A 19,745-nucleotide genomic window follows, 5' to 3' on the forward strand; every position below is an offset into this window, starting at 1 on the left:
GTTTCTCTTATAATAAATTCTTAATTTTGTCACATTGAATTAAATTTAATAGATACACTATGTTGACAGCAATGATCATCGTGTTCCTGATAGGATATTTGCTTATCGCCCTGGAACATCCGCTAAAAATCAATAAAGCGGGAACAGCACTCCTGACCGGAACAATCCTTTGGGTTTTATATACATTGGGTTCTCCCCAATTCATTCCGACAGCTTCGGCTGAAGAGTTTAAACTTTTTTTAGATGCATTCCCATTCATGCGGGATCTGCCCTACGTAGACCAGTGCATCCGCTTTGTCGTCGACCACCAGATACTGAACAGTATCGGTGAGATCGCGGAAACCCTGATTTTCCTTATTGGGGCGATGATCACCGTGGAACTGGTCGATTCACACGGAGGATTCATGTTTATCACCAACCGCATCACCACCAATAGCAAACGGAAACTACTGTTCGTCATTGCCACGATCACTTTCTTCATGTCGGCCGTCCTGGATAACCTGACGACGTCTATTGTGATGGTTATGTTGATCCGGAAACTGATTGGTAACTATAAGGAACGCTGGATCTTCGGCAGCATCATCGTGATCGCCGCCAATAGCGGCGGGGCCTGGTCGCCCATCGGCGACGTGACGACGATCATGTTGTGGGTAAGAGGGAATATCTCGACTTCCGCAACGATCCCGCATCTGTTTCTACCGAGTCTCGTATCGGCAATGGTTCCCGTATTGATCATATCCCGCTATCTGCACGGCAAAGTTACGCCTCCGAACGCTTTTGAGGAAAACCGGGATAACCTTTTATTAAAGGTATTGAAAGCGAACGAAAAACTGGCTATCCTCTGTATCGGCGTGTTCTGCCTGCTGTTCGTGCCCGTGTTCAAGACGATCACCCACCTGCCTCCGTTTATGGGGATTCTGATGGGAGTCGGCATTTTATGGGTATTCACCGAACTGATGTACAGGCGGACGCCTATCAATGAAGACCTGAAACTCCGTTTGTCAAAGGTCGTGAGCCGTATCGACGGCGCCACCCTGATGTTTTTCCTCGGTATCCTGCTGGCTGTGGACGCCCTGCGCTGTAGCGGTGTTTTAGGCAGTTTTTCCATCTGGCTGGACGATACGATCGGCAACGTATATGCGGTTAACCTGATTATCGGGACACTCTCTGCCGTCGTCGATAACGTTCCTCTCGTTGCCGGCGCTATCGGCATGTATCCGGTCGCTTCAGACGCTATGATCGCTACGGCTGCCGATCCGGTCTATATGGCCTATTTCGTACAAGACGGCGTGTTCTGGCAATTTCTTGCCTACTGTGCCGGTGTAGGTGGCAGTATGCTGATCATCGGTTCTGCCGCCGGAGTCGTCGTGATGGGGCTGGAAGGGATCAACTTCATCTGGTATCTGAAACGGATCTCCTTGCTTGCGTTGGCGGGCTATCTGTCGGGAGCTGCTGTTTACATCCTGCAAAATATACTATTAGGCATATAGAAAGATTCTTATTATATTTGTCGGCAATAATTATAAATACACACAATGAATTTCATTTCTAAGCTATTTAAGAAGAAAGAAGAAGAAACAGAAATCGTATCGAAAGGTTCCGTAGAGGAGTTCGTTACGCTGATCCGCGTGTATTACCAGGCGGTAATGGCTGTACAGTTAGGTATCACCAACCTCAACATATTGAACGATATGGCGTTGTTTAAACGGATGCTAAAGATTCCGACACAGAACAACAAGTTGGGGATAGCCGAGAAATCCCGTTCCCGCAAAATCCTGATGCAGGAATACGGATTGAATGAAAACTTCTTCAAAGAAATCGACGCGTCCATCAAAAAGAACTGTAAGACGCAAAACGACATCAAGTCTTATTTCATCATGTACCAGGGATTCAACAACGACCTCTTCTCCCTGCTCGACAACTTGATGCAATGGAAGTTCCGCTTCTCCATGCTGGTGAAAAAGCTGTTATATTCGCAGACCCAGAAAACGATCCACGAGATCGTAACCCGTTCGGAATGGAAAGACGTCGGCGTTCAGAAAGTCGCCTGGAGAATACGGAAATACAAAGAGACACTCGGCTATTCGGAAGAATGGATGACCGACTTCGTGTACAATGTCGTGCTGATGGCCAAAGAAGATGCCAAAAGAAAGAAGAAAGAAGACAAATAATATCGTGACCGCATGAGCTACCTGTTTTTAGAATATCCGAAATGCAGCACCTGCCGGAATGCCAAAAAGTGGCTGGATGAACATAAGGTAACATACGAAGACCGTCACATCATCGACCGGAATCCTTCCGTCGAAGAACTGACGGAATGGATCGGACGCAGCAAGTTGCCGCTCAAGAACTTCTTCAATACCAGCGGACAGGTTTATAAAGAGATGAGGCTGAAGGACAAACTGCCTGCAATGAGCGAAGAGGAACAGATCGCCTTGTTGGCTTCCGACGGCAAACTGGTCAAGCGTCCTCTTTTGGTCGGCGACGACCAGGTAGTAGTGGGCTTCAAACCGGACGAATGGACCAAGCAGGTAAAATAATGGAAACTCCAGTCCCACAGGCGATAGAACAGCATCCGTTAGGCTTCTTCCTCCCGGCAAACACAAAGTTGCTGATGTTAGGGAGTTTCCCTCCTCCACGTGCACGCTGGTCGATGAATTTCTACTATCCGAATATCCAAAACGACATGTGGCGGATACTCGGATTGATTTTCTATAATGATAAAGAATATTTCTTAGAGACAAAAAAAGCTTTCAGTGAAGAGAAAACAAAAGCCTTCTGCCGGGAAAAAGGGATCGGGATCGGTGATACGGCAATGGAAATCATTCGTTTAAAGAATAATGCTTCCGACAACTTCCTGCAAGTGGTCACACCGTTGGATCCGGTCGAGGTTCTGGCTAAAATACCGGAATGCGAAGCAATCGTCGTTACAGGCCAAAAGGCAATGGACACGCTTATTGCGATGTTACCCCCGTTGGAAGAGCCCAAAGTCGGCTCCTACTCCCGCTTTACCCTTTCAGGCCGTATCTTCCGCCTTTATCGCATGCCCTCTTCCTCCAGGGCTTACCCCAAGCCATTAGAGGAAAAGGCTGCAATATACAAAAAGATGTTCGAAGATTTAAAATACATATAAATCAGTATTTACCCGCAATGGAAATACCGGTTTACCAGTTCAAGCATCCCTTCAGGATCATTTTCCAGGTCTTCGCGTAACGTTGTATCATTATAACTTTCCAGTTTCTTCAGGATACCGTCGATCATGCTCGGACTAAAGACATTATGCTGTTCGAATACCGCCCTCTGCTCCTGCAGGCGTTTGGCCGATGCGGCACAGCTATCCGGCAACTGGTCCAATGTTTCCAGACGCGCCTTGTTTTCTTCCTGATGGATATTCACGTTCACGTATGTCTTATCGGCCACATCCAACGCATCCGGAATTTCAAACCCGTACCGGCAAGCAACCGCCAGTCCCGCCAACAACTGATATAAATCAGCCGATCCGTCCGGCGAACGCATTTCGACCGTCTGTTTCTGGGTCGTATCATAGTGGCTATCCGTCTCCAACGGATTTGCCAACGAACACATATCCTTCTTGGCAGCCCATCCCAACGGAACGCGCACCAATACGGAGCGGTTACGATCGCCCCAGCAAATATTCGTCGGAGCCTCCTGGTGAGGGACCAGACGGAAATAAGAGGTCGGATTCGTATTACCGAAAGCCGTAATGGACGGAGCTAACTTCATCATGCCGGCAATCGCCTTACGAGCCGTTTCCGACAAAACGCCCTCCTGCAACATCTGGTTCTTGCCATCCTTCATAATGCGCATATGTATATGCAGACCGGACCCCGCTTTTCCAGCCGTGATCTTCGGGGCAAACGTAATATTCAACCCGTACTCGTATGCCAGATTACGGATCACCCATTTGGCGATCATCAACTGATCGGCTGCATCTTCCACCCGCGTCGGCAGGAATTCAATCTCATTCTGTTCATAGATTTTACCATTCAAGGTAAAATTACCGACTTCCGAGTGCCCATACTTTATCTGTCCTCCCGCTTGGGCGATATATTGCATGCATTGCGTACGGAACTGATTGAATTTCGCATAAGGCCCCGATTCATGATACCCACGTTGATCGGTTGCCGGGAACAAATCTTCCTCATCCGCAATCACGTAATACTCCAACTCACCCATCGCCTCGAACTGCATGCCCGTCACATCCGTAAAAGCCCGGCTCGCCTTGTGCAACGTATATTCCGGCGAGCTTTCCAGCGGCTCGCCATCCTTATTAAAGAACGAGCACAACATGCTCAATGTCGGCAATTCGGAAAAAGGATCGATAAATGCCGTACGGAAACGCGGAATCACATACAAATCGCTGCTACCCGCCTCGATAAACGAAAACAGGCTGGAACCGTCCACACGCTCCCCACAAGTCAGGATTGCGTCCAGATATGCGGCATTGTTAATGACAAAATTCAATGTTTTCAAACGCCCGTCACCGGCAGGATACATAAAGTTCACCATCCGGATATTCTTCTCCTTAATGTACGATACGATATCCGCCTTTGTAAATTCGGAAGATGGTTTCTGAAGGAACTCAACCAAGAGGTTGGCATTCATGTCTAATTCGTCTTTCATGTCTTTGTTGATTGTTTGTATAAATTACATACCCGATTAACAACTCTATTACATCAAAGATAGAAAAGAAATTCCGGGAATCACCAAAGAATCGAGAAAATAAGCGGTTTTATCAACTATTTTTTGTACATATAGTTGGAATTATAGAATATTCTCTTACCTTTGCACCCGCAAACACGGAAGTAGCTCAGTCGGTAGAGCACTGGTCTCCAAAACCAGGTGTCGGGAGTTCGAGCCTCTCCTTCCGTGCTAAAAAGGAATCATCTCGATTTCAACAATTCCGCAATCTGTTCCCCAAACACAATATTCAATATCTGATCTTTTTTATCGCTGTCCAATTTTATTTGCAGAACAGCTTCAGTCGACATGCCTTCTCCATTGGAGAGAACATACTTCTCCGGAAATGTGATAAGATCTATTACAGAGAGCTGCAACACCTTTGCAATCTGCAATAAGGTATTGTATTTCAATTCTCGTTCTCCAGACATAATCAAACTAAACCCAGCTTGCTTCATTCCTATTTGAGTCGCTATGTATTCCTGCGAATAGCCTTTATTCCTTCGAATTGTATCTATATTTTCTAATATACTGTTCATGTAACTAAATTAACAATAGTCCCAGAACAAAATAAGCGTACCTTGTAATATTTCATTGCAATTATTTTTGCATATATAACATTTTGTAATATCTTTGCCGCGGATACAATTTAAAACTATTAACAAGGTCAGTGTTTACTTTAAGTAAATGATCGGCCCCTTAATAGACTGTTAACTTAAAAAAATCATTATGAGACCAATAGTCATTCAAACACAGTTCAAGGAGTGTATAACGCAATCTATCGAAGATATACATCGTAGAGCAATTCTCAACAAATGGGTTGATGACCTATAGCGGCCGCTCCCCTATCGTAATTTTCTTTCATACAGCATAATCAATTTTTCCAAAATATATGTTTCATTTAATTCATACTGCCTATGATCTAAATAATATTCGAAATTCTATTTTTTTAAGCTGGATAGCAATATCCTATTGTTTTTTTAACCTTATATTCATTTAATAAAGAAAGAACATGAAAGACTTTTCTTTGAAAACACATTCAACACGAAGCGGTGTCATCAGCAACCTCTTCCGAATGTTAACCTTATCACTTTTTGTACTATGTACAACAGTTGTTTTTGCACAACAAAAGCCCATCAAAGGTACAGTTGTCGATGCTACAGGTGAACCTCTTATCGGTGTGAACGTATCTGTAAAAGGTACTACTATCGGTACGATCACGGATGTTGATGGAAAGTACTCTTTAGAAGTACCCAGCAGCGGAACCCTCGTATTCTCTTTTATCGGCTATAAAACCGCTGAAATTCCTATTGGCAGCCAAAGTGTAATCAATCAAACACTAAACGAAGACACTCAAAATATTGATGAAGTTGTAGTCGTGGGTTATGGCGTCCAGAAAAAAGCATCTCTTACCGGTGCTGTTGCTACTCTTAAAGGGGAAGAGCTGAAAGCATCTCCAACAACCAACCTGACCAACGGTATGGTGGGTCGTATGCCAGGCGTGATCGGATTCCAACGCTCAGACGAACCGGGCGGTGGCGGAACAACCATCCGTATCCGCGGAACCAACTCCTTGGGTAGCAAAGACCCGTTGATCGTTATTGACGGTGTACCAGGACGTGCCGGCGGCTTGGATCGTATCAACCCAAATGAAATCGAGTCCATTTCCGTATTGAAAGACGCAGCCGCAGCCATCTACGGTTCACGTGCCGCAAACGGTGTAATCCTTGTAACAACCAAAAGGGGTAAAGAAGGAAAACCGACAGTCACCTATACAGGAAACATGGGATTCGCATCTCCTACACGTTTGCCGGAAGTTTGTAACGCTTACGAGTATTCCGTGTTACTGAACGAAATCAGTACAAATGCAGGCGGTTCCCCGAAATACACACAAGAAGACCTCGAACTTTTCCGCAACGGACAAGACCCGTGGGGACATCCGAACACAAACTGGTACGATGAAGCGATCAAAAACGTATCTCCGATCTACCGCCACGATGTCAGCATAAACGGAGGTTCCGACAAGTTCAAATTCTATCTGAATCTGGCAGCCAACGGCGAAGACGGTATCTACAAGAAATCAGCCAACCGCTACGACCAATACAGCATCCGTGCCAACATCGATGCAAAAATCAACGACTACATCGATGTTTCTTACGGTACGATTTCCCGTATGGAAATCCGCCATTATCCGACTTACGGAGCAGGTGATATCTTCACGGCTTTAGTTCGTTCGAAACCCAATCAGACTGGTTATTGGCCTTCCGGCGAACCGGGTCCGGATATCGAATACGGACACAATCCGGTAGTAATGGGAACAGATGCCACCGGTAAGGATAATCAAAAGGATTATTATTTACAGAATACTTTAAAGATCAACATCAAAATTCCAGGAGTAGAAGGCTTGACTTTGACAGGTAGCGGTACATACGACAAATATTTCAAAAACCGTCACCACTTCAGAACTCCTTATATGCTCTATTCTTGGGATGGCAATGCAGAACACAAGCTATCTGCCGGACAGAAAGGCCCGGCCACACCCGAAATGACTGAACAACGAACAGATCAGACTTTTTGGATGGCCAATGCGGTTGCCAACTACAATCGTACATTCGGTGATCATACCATCGGTATCACAGCCGGTATTGAAGCAGAAAAGAGAGATGAAAATTATGTTTCCGCTTTCCGCAAATACTTCTTGTCCACATCAAAAGAAGATTTGGATTTAGGAGGTGTTACCGACATGACCAACAGCGGAAATTCTTGGAAGGAAGCCCGTCTGAACTATTTCGGCCGCGTTTCTTATAATTATTTGGAACGTTATTTGATTGAATTCGTATGGCGTGCAGACGGTTCTTACCGTTTCCCGAAAAACAAACGATACGGCTTCTTTCCCGGTGTATCTGCCGCATGGCGTGTTTCTGAAGAAAACTGGTGGAAAGAAAATGTTCGTTTCATAGATTACTTCAAATTGCGTGGTTCTATCTCACAGACTGGTAATGACGCCTTACTCAATGCCGATGGTAATTTGGACCGTTCCGTACAATATTTAAGTACTTACAAATTCTCAGGCTATTATCTGTATGGTAACACATATTCTCCTTATTTGGAACCCACACGTACACCTAACCCTAATATCACATGGGAAGTAGGTACAACTTACAACGTTGGTTTGGACTTCAAATTTCTACAGAATCGCCTGTCTTGGGAAAGTGATATTTTCTACCACAAACGTACCAACATGCTGATCTATCGTAATGCTTCTCTTCCCGAAACATCCGGTATCACATTACCACGTGAAAACTTGGGTGAAATGTGTAACCGCGGTTTCGAATCGTTGATCAGTTGGCAAGACCGCGTCGGCAAAGTTGATTACCACGCATCCGTCAACATGACATACGCAAAGAATAAGATTCTGTTTTGGGACGAAGTACCAGGTGTTCCGGAATACCAAAAATCGACCGGTCATTTAGCCAACACAGACTTGTATTATGTTTATGACGGCGTATTTAAAGACCAAGCCGAAGTAGACGCGACAAAAGCGAAATGGAGCGGAGCACGTCCGGGCGACATCAAATTCAAAGATGTAAACGGTGACGGCAAAATCGATGCAGACGATAGAGTCCGCAGCAAAAAGAACGCAGAGCCGAAATTTGTCGCCGGTGTGACATTGGGTGCCAATTGGAATAACTTCGACATTATGATGTTGTTCCAAGGAGCCGTAGGCGGTGAAACATATGTTTGGCGTGAACGTGCCGGTGAAGCCGGAAACTTCTACAAAGAGACATTTAAAAACCGTTGGACTCCGGAAAATCCAAGTAGCGTCCATCCACGTATTTTCAACCGTGAAAACGAATATTGGGTATCCAACAGAAACACCTATTATTTGAAGAATACAGACTACTTGCGCTTGAAGAATGTGGAAATCGGTTATACATTCAATTTCCCGGCAATCCAAAAAGCAGGTATTTCCAATTTACGCGTATATGCAAATGCAACCAACTTGTTCACGATCGATGGCGTAAAGGTCCAAGACCCGGAAGCAAACGATACAGGTAAGGAGTATCCACAAAGACGCGTAGTAAACTTCGGTGCAACAATTACATTCTAAATTTGAGACATTATGAAAAATATTAATAAAACATTGATAGCTTTGGCATTCGGAGCAACCCTATCATTAAGCTCATGTTCGGATTTCATGGATATTTCACCCGCTAACGAATATGAAGAAACAGAAGTGTTCTCTTCTGCCGGATTGACGGAAGCACTTGTCAATCGTGTATATACTTACGTACGCGACGGAGCAAAAGAACATACGACTGACGGCTTGACAGATGATGCCTACTTTACACACAACTATGGGCAAATCGCCGTTAATGAAGCCAATATTTCGGAAAGCGATTTGCAATGGTACGATAATGACAACTGTCCATTCAAATGGCCACGTATGTACAAAGGCATCCGTTATGCGAACCTGATAATTAAAAATATCGGAAACGTACCACAAGACAACAATTATGACTTGAATCAGTTGAAAGGGGAAGCTCATTTTCTTCGTGCTTGGTTATATACCGAACTGTTAAGAGGTTATGGAGGCGTTCCTTTAGTTACCGAAGCTGTTGCAGACATGAACGACGTAGAAGCCATGAAACAACCTCGAAACACAATCAACGAATGTCTGGAATTGATCTTGGCGGACTGTAAAATGGCAGAAGATAATTTGCCCGAAACCGTCTCTGACGCAAAACTCGGCCGTGCAACAAAATATGCGGCAACAGCACTAAAAGCAAGAGTCTTGTTACATGTGGCAAGTCCTTTATATGCAGACCGTACAGTAAACACATTAGCATGTAACCAATACAATGGTGATCGGGCGGAACTATACCGCCAGGCAAAAGCTGCCGCCGACGAAGTTATCAATTCCGGTTTATACTCTTTGATTAACTGTCAAGGTGGGATCAACACGGAAAGAGCAAACAAATGGAACAAGATCATGACCACCAACAACAACGAACAAATCTGGACGCGCCAATTTGGCCAGTTGTCTATGGATGGAGTAGATCGTAACTGGCTACCTCTCCAACATGGTCCGAATGGTTATCATAACTGGTCAGGTATGACCCCGACACAAGATTTGGTCATGGCATTCGAATATGAAGATGCAACACTCGGAACCGGTATGACAAAGACAGGTGATCATCAAATAGGTAATCCGTATAATGGTCGCGAACCTCGCTTCTATGCGACTGTCGGTACAGATGGAAATGAATGGGGACGTCCGCGTCCAGCAGATGCAAAAGGATTAGACCCTACACCGTTAGGCCGTTTGCAGTGTGGTTACTACGAAGTAACAGATGGTGACGCCAATATCGAATTAACACTTCCGAACGGCAGTGAAGTCAAATTCAAAGGCATGAATGGTATCGATACTCGCAAAGGACCGATCGAAGACTGGAACGGTTCTTGGACCGGTTACTATGAACGCAAACTGATCGATCCGACAGTCGATGGGCAAAACTACCCACAAAACGTACCTTGGACATTCCTCCGCTTAGCCGAAATGTATCTGATAGCCGCAGAAGCCTGCGTCGAGTTGAATCAATTGGAAGAAGCGACCAAGTACTTGGATGCGATCCGCGAACGTATCGACCTGAAACCGACAAAAGAAGCATTGACGGCACAAGGCAAATCATTCAACCAAGCAGATATGCGTGAATTTACACGTCATGAACGCCGTGTCGAATTTGCCTACGAAGGACACCGTTATTTCGATGTCCGCCGTTGGATGATCGCCCCGGAAACAAACAACAAAGAGTTGACCGGCGTACTGGTATTCGCAAGGTTGAAACCGGGCAAAACAGCCAACAAGCCCTACATCCACAACGAAGAAACATGGGATTATCATTACTACATCCAAAGTTTGAGTTTTCGTGAAAATCGTAGATGGGACAACAAAATGTATTTTGCACCTATTTCACGTAACGAAATGAATCGTAATGAATTACTGGTACAAAATCCGGGAATGAACTAATAATTAATCAACAGACATATTGTTTGTCGAGCTAAATGCAACGGAGTATGGAGTAATCATACAGTAGGTAGTTTAGATATCACATTTTAACAGGTTTACACACAAACATCTTCACTATCTGATTCAAATCCGAGATATGATGATTAATCAAATTCTCATCCTTTATAAGGACAGTGGCTTATCCACTGTCCTTTTTTTGTCTGTTTATGGATCAAGACAAAACCATTATTGCAATCCAAGCACAAAAAAAACATATGTAAATCAACAAACATCTCTATATGTTGATCTTATCATTTCTGAAAAAGCACAGTAAAATTACACAACGCAATAAACAATTACAAGCCAAAACATTTTTATACATTTATTTTGATTCTATCTCCTTTTTGCCCACTTTTGTTCCCGGAACAAGTTCATAATTGTTAACAGGGCTTGTGTTTCATTACAGAAACATTTCCGTAAGAAACTCAATGTTAACCTAAAAAGTTAAATTAAATGCGACCAGGTAAAAAATCTTCAATGCAATTATTCTTTACAAACATACGTCTAATTAAATTACTATCGCCTATGAAAACATAGCTCAATTCATCTATTCACAAAACGGATAAGTAGTTATCCATTAACGTTTTTAACCTTATATTCATTTAATATCTCTAAAACATGGAAAGATATTCTTTAAACCATTTATTCAGGACGCTCGGCTGCTTTTTGCTTTGCGTCATGTTTACAGCTACGGCATTTGCACAGCAAAAGACCATAAAAGGTACCGTAGTGGATGTGACCGGTGAACCCCTAATCGGTGTCAACGTATCAGTAAAAGGAACTACAATCGGTATAATTACCGACATCGACGGTAATTATACGTTGGAGGTACCCTCCAATTCGACTATCGTCTTTTCTTACATCGGCTATCAATCGCAAGAAGTTCCGGTTGGCAGCCAATCCACGATCAATGTAACTTTAAAAGAAGACACTCAAAAACTGGAAGAAGTCGTAGTAGTCGGTTACGGCACACAAAAGAAAGTGACTGTGACAGGTTCCGTTGCCAGTGTAACCGGTGAAGAACTGAAAGCTTCTCCGACTTCCAATCTAACCAACGCCATGGTAGGACGAATGCCAGGTGTTATCGGTTTTCAGACAGCCGACGAACCCGGTGGTGGTAGTACAACCATTCGTATCCGTGGTACAAATTCATTAGGCAGTAAAGATCCGTTAATTGTAATTGATGGTATACCCGACCGTGATGGTGGAATGAACCGTATCAATCCAAACGAAATCGAATCTATGTCTGTTTTGAAAGACGCCTCTGCTGCCATCTATGGAGCACGCGCAGCCAACGGCGTAATCTTGATTACAACCAAACGGGGTAAAGAAGGGAAACCTTCCGTTAGCTTTAACGCAAATGCAGGTTTCTCACAACCTACCCGCATACCTAAAATGGCCAATGCCTATGAATATGCAACAATGATCAACGAAATTAATCCCGGAACCTATACCGAAGATGCTTTAGGTAAATTCCAATCCGGTGAAGATCCTTGGGGTTATCCTAATACAGACTGGTTCAATACCATATTAAAGCCAGCTTCTCCCCTTTATCGAGTAGATTTAGGTGTAAATGGAGGTACAGAAAAAGTTAAGTATTTTGTAAACTTAGCAGCCAATGGTGAAGATGGATTGTATAAAAACTCCGCCAACCGTTACGACCAGTACAGTCTCCGTACAAACTTAGATATAACTCCAAGTAAATATGTGAAGTTCACTCTTGGCACGACAGGTCGATTCGAATATACTCAATACCCAGCTAAAAGTGCAGGAGACATTTTCAACGGTGCACGTCGAAGCTTTCCAACATCACCTGCTTTCTGGCCTACAGGCGAACCAGGCCCAGCTATTGAACGTGGTGATAATCCAGCTGTAACCTGTACCGATGCTGCAGGCTTCGACAAACAAAAAAACTACTATGTACAAAACAATATTTCAGCAGAAGTAAAGATACCTTGGATTGAAGGTTTGACTTTACGTGGCAATGCTTCATACGACATCCATTTCTACAACCGTAATCTATTAAAGAAACCTATTATTCTTTACTCGTGGGACGGTATTAACCGTGATGCTTCCGGCCTTTCGGCTTCAGCACAATGGCTCAGCAGTCCGGAATTGACACGTGAACATTCCGAACAGACCGATTGGATGACCAATGCGATGATTGATTACAACCGCACATTCGGTAAACATACCATTGGTATTACTTTTGGTGTGGAAGCTCAGAAAAAGCATTATGAATACACATTAGCTAAGCGCGTTGGCTTCCTTACAGATTCTAAACCGGAGTTAAACTTAGGAGGTGCTACAAATCAGTTAGCAGAAGGTTATTCTTGGGAAGAATCCCGTTTAAATTATTTTGGACGTCTTTCTTACAACTATTTGGAGCGTTATCTGGTTGAGTTCGTATGGCGTGCTGACGGTTCTTATCGTTTCCCCAAAAGTGAACGCTACGGTTTCTTCCCTGGCGTATCTGCTGCTTGGCGTGTCTCTGAAGAAAGCTGGTGGAAAGAAAATATTCGCTTTATCGATTACTTCAAACTGAGAGGTTCCGTATCACAAACAGGAAACGATGCTTTGCTAAATGCCGATGGGAACTACGATCGTTCCATCCAGTATCTGAACACTTACGGATTCCGTAATTATGGTATTCCATTCGGGACAACAGAGTCACAACGTTTATATCCGACCCGTACACCGAACGAAAAAATCACATGGGAAGTTGGTACAACATACGACGTAGGTCTTGATTTCAAATTCTTGAATAACCGTTTGAGCATAGAAGCTGACGCTTTTTATCACAAACGTACTAATATGTTGATTTCCCGCAATGCATCATTACCTGAAATCACAGGTATTACCCTTCCACGCGAAAATTTAGGAGAAATGAAAAACCGTGGTTTCGAAATGTTGGCCAGCTGGAATGATCGCATTGGCGAAGTGGAATATTATGCATCATTCAATATGACCTACGCCCGCAATAAAATTCTTTTCTGGGATGAGACTCCTGGGGTGCCGGAATACCAAAAATCGACTGGAATGCCAGTAGGTTCAGACTTATATTATATTGCAGACGGTATCTTCAACGATCAAGCTGAAATTGACTCCTACCCACATTGGGAAGGAACCGTTCCGGGAGACGTAAAGTTTGTTGATTACAACAATGACGGAGTAATCGATGCCAACGATAAAGTCCGTTCCGACAAAACCGACGAACCACGCTTCGTAGGAGGTTTAACCCTCGGTTTGAATTGGCGTGGTTGGGATTTAATGGCTCTTTTCCAAGGTGCTACAGGTGGCCAAGTATATATCATGACATGGTCAGGTACGATTGGAAACTTCCTGAAAAGCTACTACGACGAACGTTGGACAGCCGATGAACCATACAAAAATGGTCCACGCACTTATGAACGTGAGAACCAGTATTGGGCGAACCCCAATAACTATAGCACTATTTTCCTGCGTAATGCTAATTATCTGCGTCTGAAAAACCTTGAAATCGGATATTCTTTCTCGGGCGACTGGATGAAAAAAGCAGGGTTCTCTAAGTTACGTCTCTATACAAATGGCAGCAACCTGTTCACCATTGATGGGGTTAAAGATGCTGATCCAGAAGCAAGATCTGAAGATTTGAACTCTTATCCGGTGAGAAGAGTGATTAATTTTGGTGTACAAGCAACTTTTTAAAATGATTGAATTATGAATAAGATATCGAAAAAAATAGGTTTACTACTTGCTACAGGCTTCATAGCCTCAATGAGTGCATGTTCGGATTTTATGAATCTGACACCCGCCGACCAGTATGATGGAGATGCAGTGTGGTCAGATGCAGGCTTGGTACAAGCAATTGTAAATGATGTTTACAGTTTTGTACGCCATGGATCTGATGAATGTAGCACTACAGCAATGACAGATGATGCTTACTTCACGCACGATTATGGTTGCAAAGCCGTGAACGAAGGAACCATTTCCCCCAGTGATGTTGGTTGGTATGACGATGGAAACTGTCCATTCTATTGGAAAGAACGTTACAAAGGTATTTATGAAGCCAATCTCATATTATCCAATATCGATAATGTCCCTGAAAAAGTAGGTTATGATTTAAGTATTATGAAAGGAGAAACGTACTTCCTTCGTGCATATCTCTATACGGAGATGATGCGTGGCTTCGGTGGTATTCCTCTGATAGACAAAACTTATAGTCTTGAAGAAGCCTCTACTTTGCAAGTTCCGCGTAGCAACATGGCTGATTGTTTGAATTTTATATTGTCCGATTTAGAAAAAGCGATCACCTTGTTACCCGAATCTGCAGATGCCGGTCGTGCGACAAAAGGCGCAGCCATGGCTTTGAAAGCTCGAGTAATGCTTCACGTCGCCAGTCCATTGTTTGCTGACCGTTCAATAAACACTTTAGAATGCAATCAATACAATGGCGACCGCCAAGCCCTTTACGAACAGACTCTACAAGCAGCAAAAGACGTCATTAACAGTGGTATCTACAATTTAGTCAATTGCAATGCAGGGACTATAGAAGAAATAACCAACAATTTCCATAACATAGCATTGACCAACAACTCGGAATCCATCTGGTATAAGCAATTTATAAATAAAGATGTAGACGAAAATATGCTTCGCAATCGCGCCGCTATCTGTCATGGTCCGAACGGTTACCATAATTGGGGTGGCGTTTGTCCAACTAATGACTTGGTTATGTCGTTCGAAATGGAAGACGGAAGCCTATATGAAGATTTGCGTAAACCAGGAGAAAAAGTGACATCAAATCCGTATTACAACCGCGAACCGCGTTTCTATGCCACTATCGGTTACGATGGTCTGGAATGGGGGCGTCCTCGTGGATCCGACGCAACTGCACTCGACCCGACTCCACTTGGAACATTACAAATGGGTTTTTACGAATCACCTGACGGAACAACTGTCGATGTAGTGACAGGTTATTCTTCAACAGGCGAAGTAACTTCCCGTGAAAGTTTTACCGGTATCGTAGGTGTGGACACCCGACAGTCGTCAATCGAAAACTGGAATGGTTCTTACACCGGTTATATAGAAAAAAAACTAATCGATACATCATTTGATGCAACCGAGCATAATTGGCAAACTGCAACCTACCCATACATTCGTTTAGCTGAAATGTACTTGATCGCAGCCGAAGCTGCAATCGAATTAAACAAACTTGACGAAGCTACAACTTATTTGGATGCTTTGCGTAACCGTATCGGTCGTCCAGATACAAAAACAACTTTATCAATCCGAGGTAAAGCGTTCAATCAAGCTGACCTGCGTGAATTTTTGCGTCAGGAACGTCGTTCCGAATTAGCTTATGAAGATTCACGTTTCTATGACATTCGTCGTTGGATGATTACTTCTGATGTAACTCGCGAACCGACCGGTATTGTTGTAATTGCTCGTTTGAAATCAGGACAGACCTCTAAATTACCATACGTACACAACGATGATAAATGGAATTACACTTACCAAGTGCTTGATTTAAGCTTCCGTGAAGTACGTAAATGGGACAACAAACTGTATTTCGCTCCAATCCATCGTGACGAAATGAACCGTAATACAGCATTGGTTCAGAATCCGGGGTATTAATTATTTGTCGAAATCAAACGTAACACAGCAATGGTTCAGAACCCAGGAATGGAATAACGACCATCAACCTCATACGAAAAAAGGAAGGGAAGCAATTCTCTTCCTTTCTTCTTTTTTATAAGCCGCCCCTGTCAATGAAACACTTCACACATATACTTTATTTTCAAATTTATCTATCACTCTATCACAAAATATTCATAACAGACTAATAATCAATGAATAGAAACATAATATATTTCCATTATATCTATCACAACTCTATCACTGCTCTATCACCCATCTATCACATCATCTTGACTTTCCCCTTGCCTTTCCGACATACAAAAACGAACCAACTATATTTGAAAAAACCTGTTGATTTTCTTGCATTTGCCCCATATTTTTATTATCTTTGTAAGGACTTAAAGTCATATACATCCGGATGTTCCCAACCCCTACACCCCCATGTACAGACCGCCATCACCCGGGTGTTCAGAAATGTAAATCCGGGTGTAAAGAAAGTTAATCGGGCACTTTTCTCAGTTTTATTCATTGGTTTTATCAAAAATACAGCTTATGTCACATGCTTATGTAGTACGTCCCAAAGTGGACAAAAGCGGAGAAACAGAAAAAATCCGCTATTATGGCGTTCCGGTAACATCCGGGCAAGTATCGACCGAACAACTGGCAACGTGCATCTCTACCCGGTGCACGCTGTCAAGAGGCGACGTACTGGCTGCCATAATCGAGATCGGACGCGAAATCCAGTTCCAGCTGGATAGGGGGTACATCGTAAATCTTCACGGCATAGGGACATTGTTCCTCTCGGCAGGAAGCGAAGGATATGAAGATCCGAAAGACTGCACGCCCCATCGCGTGAAAGCCAAACGCCTATGCATCAAGGCTGATCCGGAAATGAAGAAGTTCATGAAAAAGCTCAAGTTCGAAAGGTGGAAATGATTTACAAGTTGAAATCCATGATTTTAAAAGACAATCAAAGATGAAGGTAACGTTATATCGATATGAAAAGGGAACGCTCGTCATGCGTTCCGTGGAAATGGAAAAACTGCTGACCGCCCTGCGGACAGAGAACCTCAACAAACCGGTCAGCACCACGCGCGACAAAGTCATGTTTGCACTGCCCGGCACGCAAAACAGTTTCATAAAGAAACTTCCGGTGATCGTTTTCGGCGGGACTTTCCGCAAGACAGGCGAACCCGCCCCTCCCATGCGCGACTATTCGGGATTGGTGCTGCTCGAAGTAAACCATCTTTCCGACTTGCAAGAAGCGGTACAAATCAGGCAACAAGCCGCCATGATGCCACAAACGCTACTGGCATTCATCGGCTTTAGCGGAAAAAGCGTGAAAATCGTGATCCCGTTCACACTGCCGGACGGAGCGCTTCCACGTTCACCCGAACAGGTCAAACGATTCCACTCGCAAGCCTATCTGACGGCAGTCAAATATTACCAGCCGCAATTAGGACGTAACATCACGCTGAAAGAGCCGGTCCCACAGCACGGATGCCGCATGAGCTACGACCCGCAACCGGTATATAACCCCGACGCCGTTGCCATCCGGATCGAGCAACCGGCACAGATGCCGGATTCGGAAGAGATCCGCATCATCCCGGAAGAGCCATCCGCCCCGCTTCAAAGGCTAATGCCCGGTATGTCACGCAACTACCGGATCGCCACACTGTTCAGCATAGCGATGGTAGACGCCATCCGAAAATCCGGACAGATAAAAGACGAGAATCTCAAACCGGTCTTTACCCTATTAGCCGAGAATTGCCTGAAAGCCGGTATCCCCGAAGAGGATGCCGTACAATGCACGCTACTTTACAACAACATGAAACCCAAAGAGATGGAAATACGCATGACTTTCCGATCCGTCTACACTCTGAAAGAAGCACTCGCCGGGAAGACATTCATGCCGGAAATCATGTCGCTGACTTTGCAATTAGAAGAATTCATGCTGCGCCGTTACGAAATCAGAAGCAACAAGATGAGCGGCGAAGTGGAATATCGGGACAAATCGCTCCTACGTTTCACATTCAGCCCTTTCACTCGCGAAGTCCGCAACTCCATCTGCACGGAAGCGCACAAAGAAGGACTGAATGTCTGGGACAAAGACATCGAACGGTATGTCTACTCGGACAACATACCCGCTTTTTTCCCGATAGAAGAATACCTCGGACATCTGCCCAAATGGGATGGCAAAGATCACATCCGGGAACTTGCCGAACGTGTACCTTGCAACAATCTCCGATGGGCCGACCACTTCTACCGGTGGTTCCTCAGCATGGTGGCGCACTGGTTAGGGTTGGACCTGGAGCATGGCAACAGCACTACTCCCCTACTCGTCGGCGACCAGGGGTGCGGCAAATCGACGTATTGCCTGAACATCCTGCCTTCCGAACTGCGGCAGTTCTACACAGACAGCATCGACTTCAGCAAGCGCCGGGATACGGAACTGGCTTTGCACCGCTATGCCTTGGTAAACATAGACGAGTTCGATTCCGTCAAGGAGACGCAGCAAAGCTACCTGAAGCACATCCTGCAAAAAGCGAATGTCAGCACACGGTTGCCCTACCAGACGGCCAACAGGAATTTGAGACGTTACGCCACATTCATCGCGACAAGCAACAACTTCAATATCCTGACCGACCCGACCGGTAGCCGGCGTTTCATTTGCATCGAAGTCACAGACACCATCGATTATGTACAGCCGATCGACTACGAACAGCTGTATGCACAGGCGATGGAAGCATTGGCAAACAGCGAACGCTACTGGTTCACACACGAGGAAGAAACCGAAATCGTCGCCAACAACCGGCAATTCCAGCAAATACCGCCCGAAGAACAACTGTTCCTGCAATATTTCCGGCTCCCGAAAAAGAATGAGGCAGGCGAATTTCTACTATCGATAGAGATTTTAGGGCGGATCAAGCAGAAGCAACGCGATTTCAACTACACAAAAAACGTTATCTCCAATTTCGGACGTCTTTTAAAACGGAACGGCATCCCGTCGAAAAGAAGCAACAGAGGTACTATATATCAGGTAGTTGAGCTGAACAAGTCCTAAAAAAAGACTTCTCTCTTTCAGAAACAGTGACACATGAGTGATACATAAGTGATACAAACGTGATACAAACGTGATAGATATTTCGAGTATCTATCACGCATTATAAACCTAATAAACAATCAGTTAACAACAAGCAAAGTGATGGAGTGATATAATTCTTTAATTCTTTGGTTCTTCGTCATTTTCGGGGCAGTTCATGTGTTAAAGCTAGTAAGTTTATTGCAAAGCAAGGTAATGCTTGCCCTGTTGAACATTTGTCTTTTGATAGCTTTAGTTTTATTGACTGTGCCTTCC

General features: G+C 44.2%; 12 protein-coding genes and 1 tRNA gene. 11 read left to right on the top strand and 2 right to left on the bottom strand.

Annotation, left to right across the window (positions count from 1 at the left end; genetic code table 11):
* The first annotated feature begins 59 nt into the window (after window positions 1-59).
* From nhaD to ACW6QF_RS01810, 4 genes are read left to right on the top strand one after another with little or no spacing between them, the layout of a single operon-like run.
* On the top strand, window positions 60-1,490 hold the full coding sequence (nhaD, locus tag ACW6QF_RS01795) for a sodium:proton antiporter NhaD (RefSeq protein ID WP_298550648.1): 1,431 nt from the start codon (window positions 60-62) through the stop codon (window positions 1,488-1,490).
* 45 nt (window positions 1,491-1,535) lie between these two features.
* Window positions 1,536-2,171: a hypothetical protein gene (locus ACW6QF_RS01800; protein WP_456086589.1), complete on the top strand. Its 636-nt coding sequence runs from the start codon at window positions 1,536-1,538 to the stop codon at window positions 2,169-2,171.
* Window positions 2,172-2,183: 12 nt separating this feature from the next.
* On the top strand, window positions 2,184-2,540 hold the full coding sequence (locus tag ACW6QF_RS01805; RefSeq protein ID WP_298550652.1) for an arsenate reductase family protein: 357 nt from the start codon (window positions 2,184-2,186) through the stop codon (window positions 2,538-2,540).
* On the top strand, window positions 2,540-3,133 hold the full coding sequence (locus ACW6QF_RS01810; RefSeq protein WP_456086590.1) for a uracil-DNA glycosylase family protein: 594 nt from the start codon (window positions 2,540-2,542) through the stop codon (window positions 3,131-3,133). The genes ACW6QF_RS01805 and ACW6QF_RS01810 overlap by 1 nt, the downstream gene beginning before the upstream one ends.
* Before the next feature lie 8 nt (window positions 3,134-3,141).
* Here ACW6QF_RS01810 and ACW6QF_RS01815 read toward each other — a convergent pair whose 3' ends face one another.
* The gene (locus ACW6QF_RS01815; RefSeq protein WP_456086591.1) at window positions 3,142-4,644 is read right to left on the bottom strand and encodes a glutamine synthetase family protein; all 1,503 of its coding nucleotides are present in this window, start codon (window positions 4,642-4,644) and stop codon (window positions 3,142-3,144) included.
* Window positions 4,645-4,820: 176 nt separating this feature from the next.
* Here ACW6QF_RS01815 and ACW6QF_RS01820 point away from each other — a divergent pair.
* Window positions 4,821-4,893: transfer RNA gene (locus ACW6QF_RS01820), tRNA-Trp, on the top strand.
* A gap of 11 nt (window positions 4,894-4,904) precedes the next feature.
* Here ACW6QF_RS01820 and ACW6QF_RS01825 read toward each other — a convergent pair.
* Complete coding sequence (locus ACW6QF_RS01825) at window positions 4,905-5,240, bottom strand: helix-turn-helix domain-containing protein (protein ID WP_298550658.1); 336 nt, start codon at window positions 5,238-5,240, stop codon at window positions 4,905-4,907.
* A 473-nt stretch (window positions 5,241-5,713) separates the two neighbouring features.
* Here ACW6QF_RS01825 and ACW6QF_RS01830 point away from each other — a divergent pair, with 473 nt between their 5' ends.
* The 6 genes from ACW6QF_RS01830 (at window position 5,714) to ACW6QF_RS01855 (ending at window position 19,451) form a co-directional block, all read left to right on the top strand.
* Window positions 5,714-8,812: a SusC/RagA family TonB-linked outer membrane protein gene (locus ACW6QF_RS01830; protein WP_456086592.1), complete on the top strand. Its 3,099-nt coding sequence runs from the start codon at window positions 5,714-5,716 to the stop codon at window positions 8,810-8,812.
* A 12-nt stretch (window positions 8,813-8,824) separates the two neighbouring features.
* Entirely contained in the window at window positions 8,825-10,732 is a 1,908-nt protein-coding gene (locus ACW6QF_RS01835; protein ID WP_456086593.1) for a RagB/SusD family nutrient uptake outer membrane protein, read from the top strand.
* 657 nt (window positions 10,733-11,389) lie between these two features.
* Window positions 11,390-14,458, top strand: a complete 3,069-nt coding sequence (locus ACW6QF_RS01840) for a SusC/RagA family TonB-linked outer membrane protein (protein ID WP_456086594.1) — start codon at window positions 11,390-11,392, stop codon at window positions 14,456-14,458.
* A gap of 12 nt (window positions 14,459-14,470) precedes the next feature.
* Window positions 14,471-16,384 (top strand): RagB/SusD family nutrient uptake outer membrane protein, encoded by a 1,914-nt coding sequence (locus ACW6QF_RS01845; RefSeq protein WP_298550667.1) that lies wholly within the window; start codon window positions 14,471-14,473, stop codon window positions 16,382-16,384.
* 555 nt (window positions 16,385-16,939) lie between these two features.
* A complete protein-coding gene (locus tag ACW6QF_RS01850) occupies window positions 16,940-17,323 on the top strand; it encodes an HU family DNA-binding protein (protein ID WP_456086595.1) in 384 nt (127 codons plus the stop codon).
* Between the two features lie 40 nt (window positions 17,324-17,363).
* Window positions 17,364-19,451, top strand: a complete 2,088-nt coding sequence (locus ACW6QF_RS01855) for a BT4734/BF3469 family protein (RefSeq protein ID WP_456086596.1) — start codon at window positions 17,364-17,366, stop codon at window positions 19,449-19,451.
* Window positions 19,452-19,745 lie beyond the last annotated feature (294 nt).

The organism is Parabacteroides sp. (assembly GCF_977054455.1).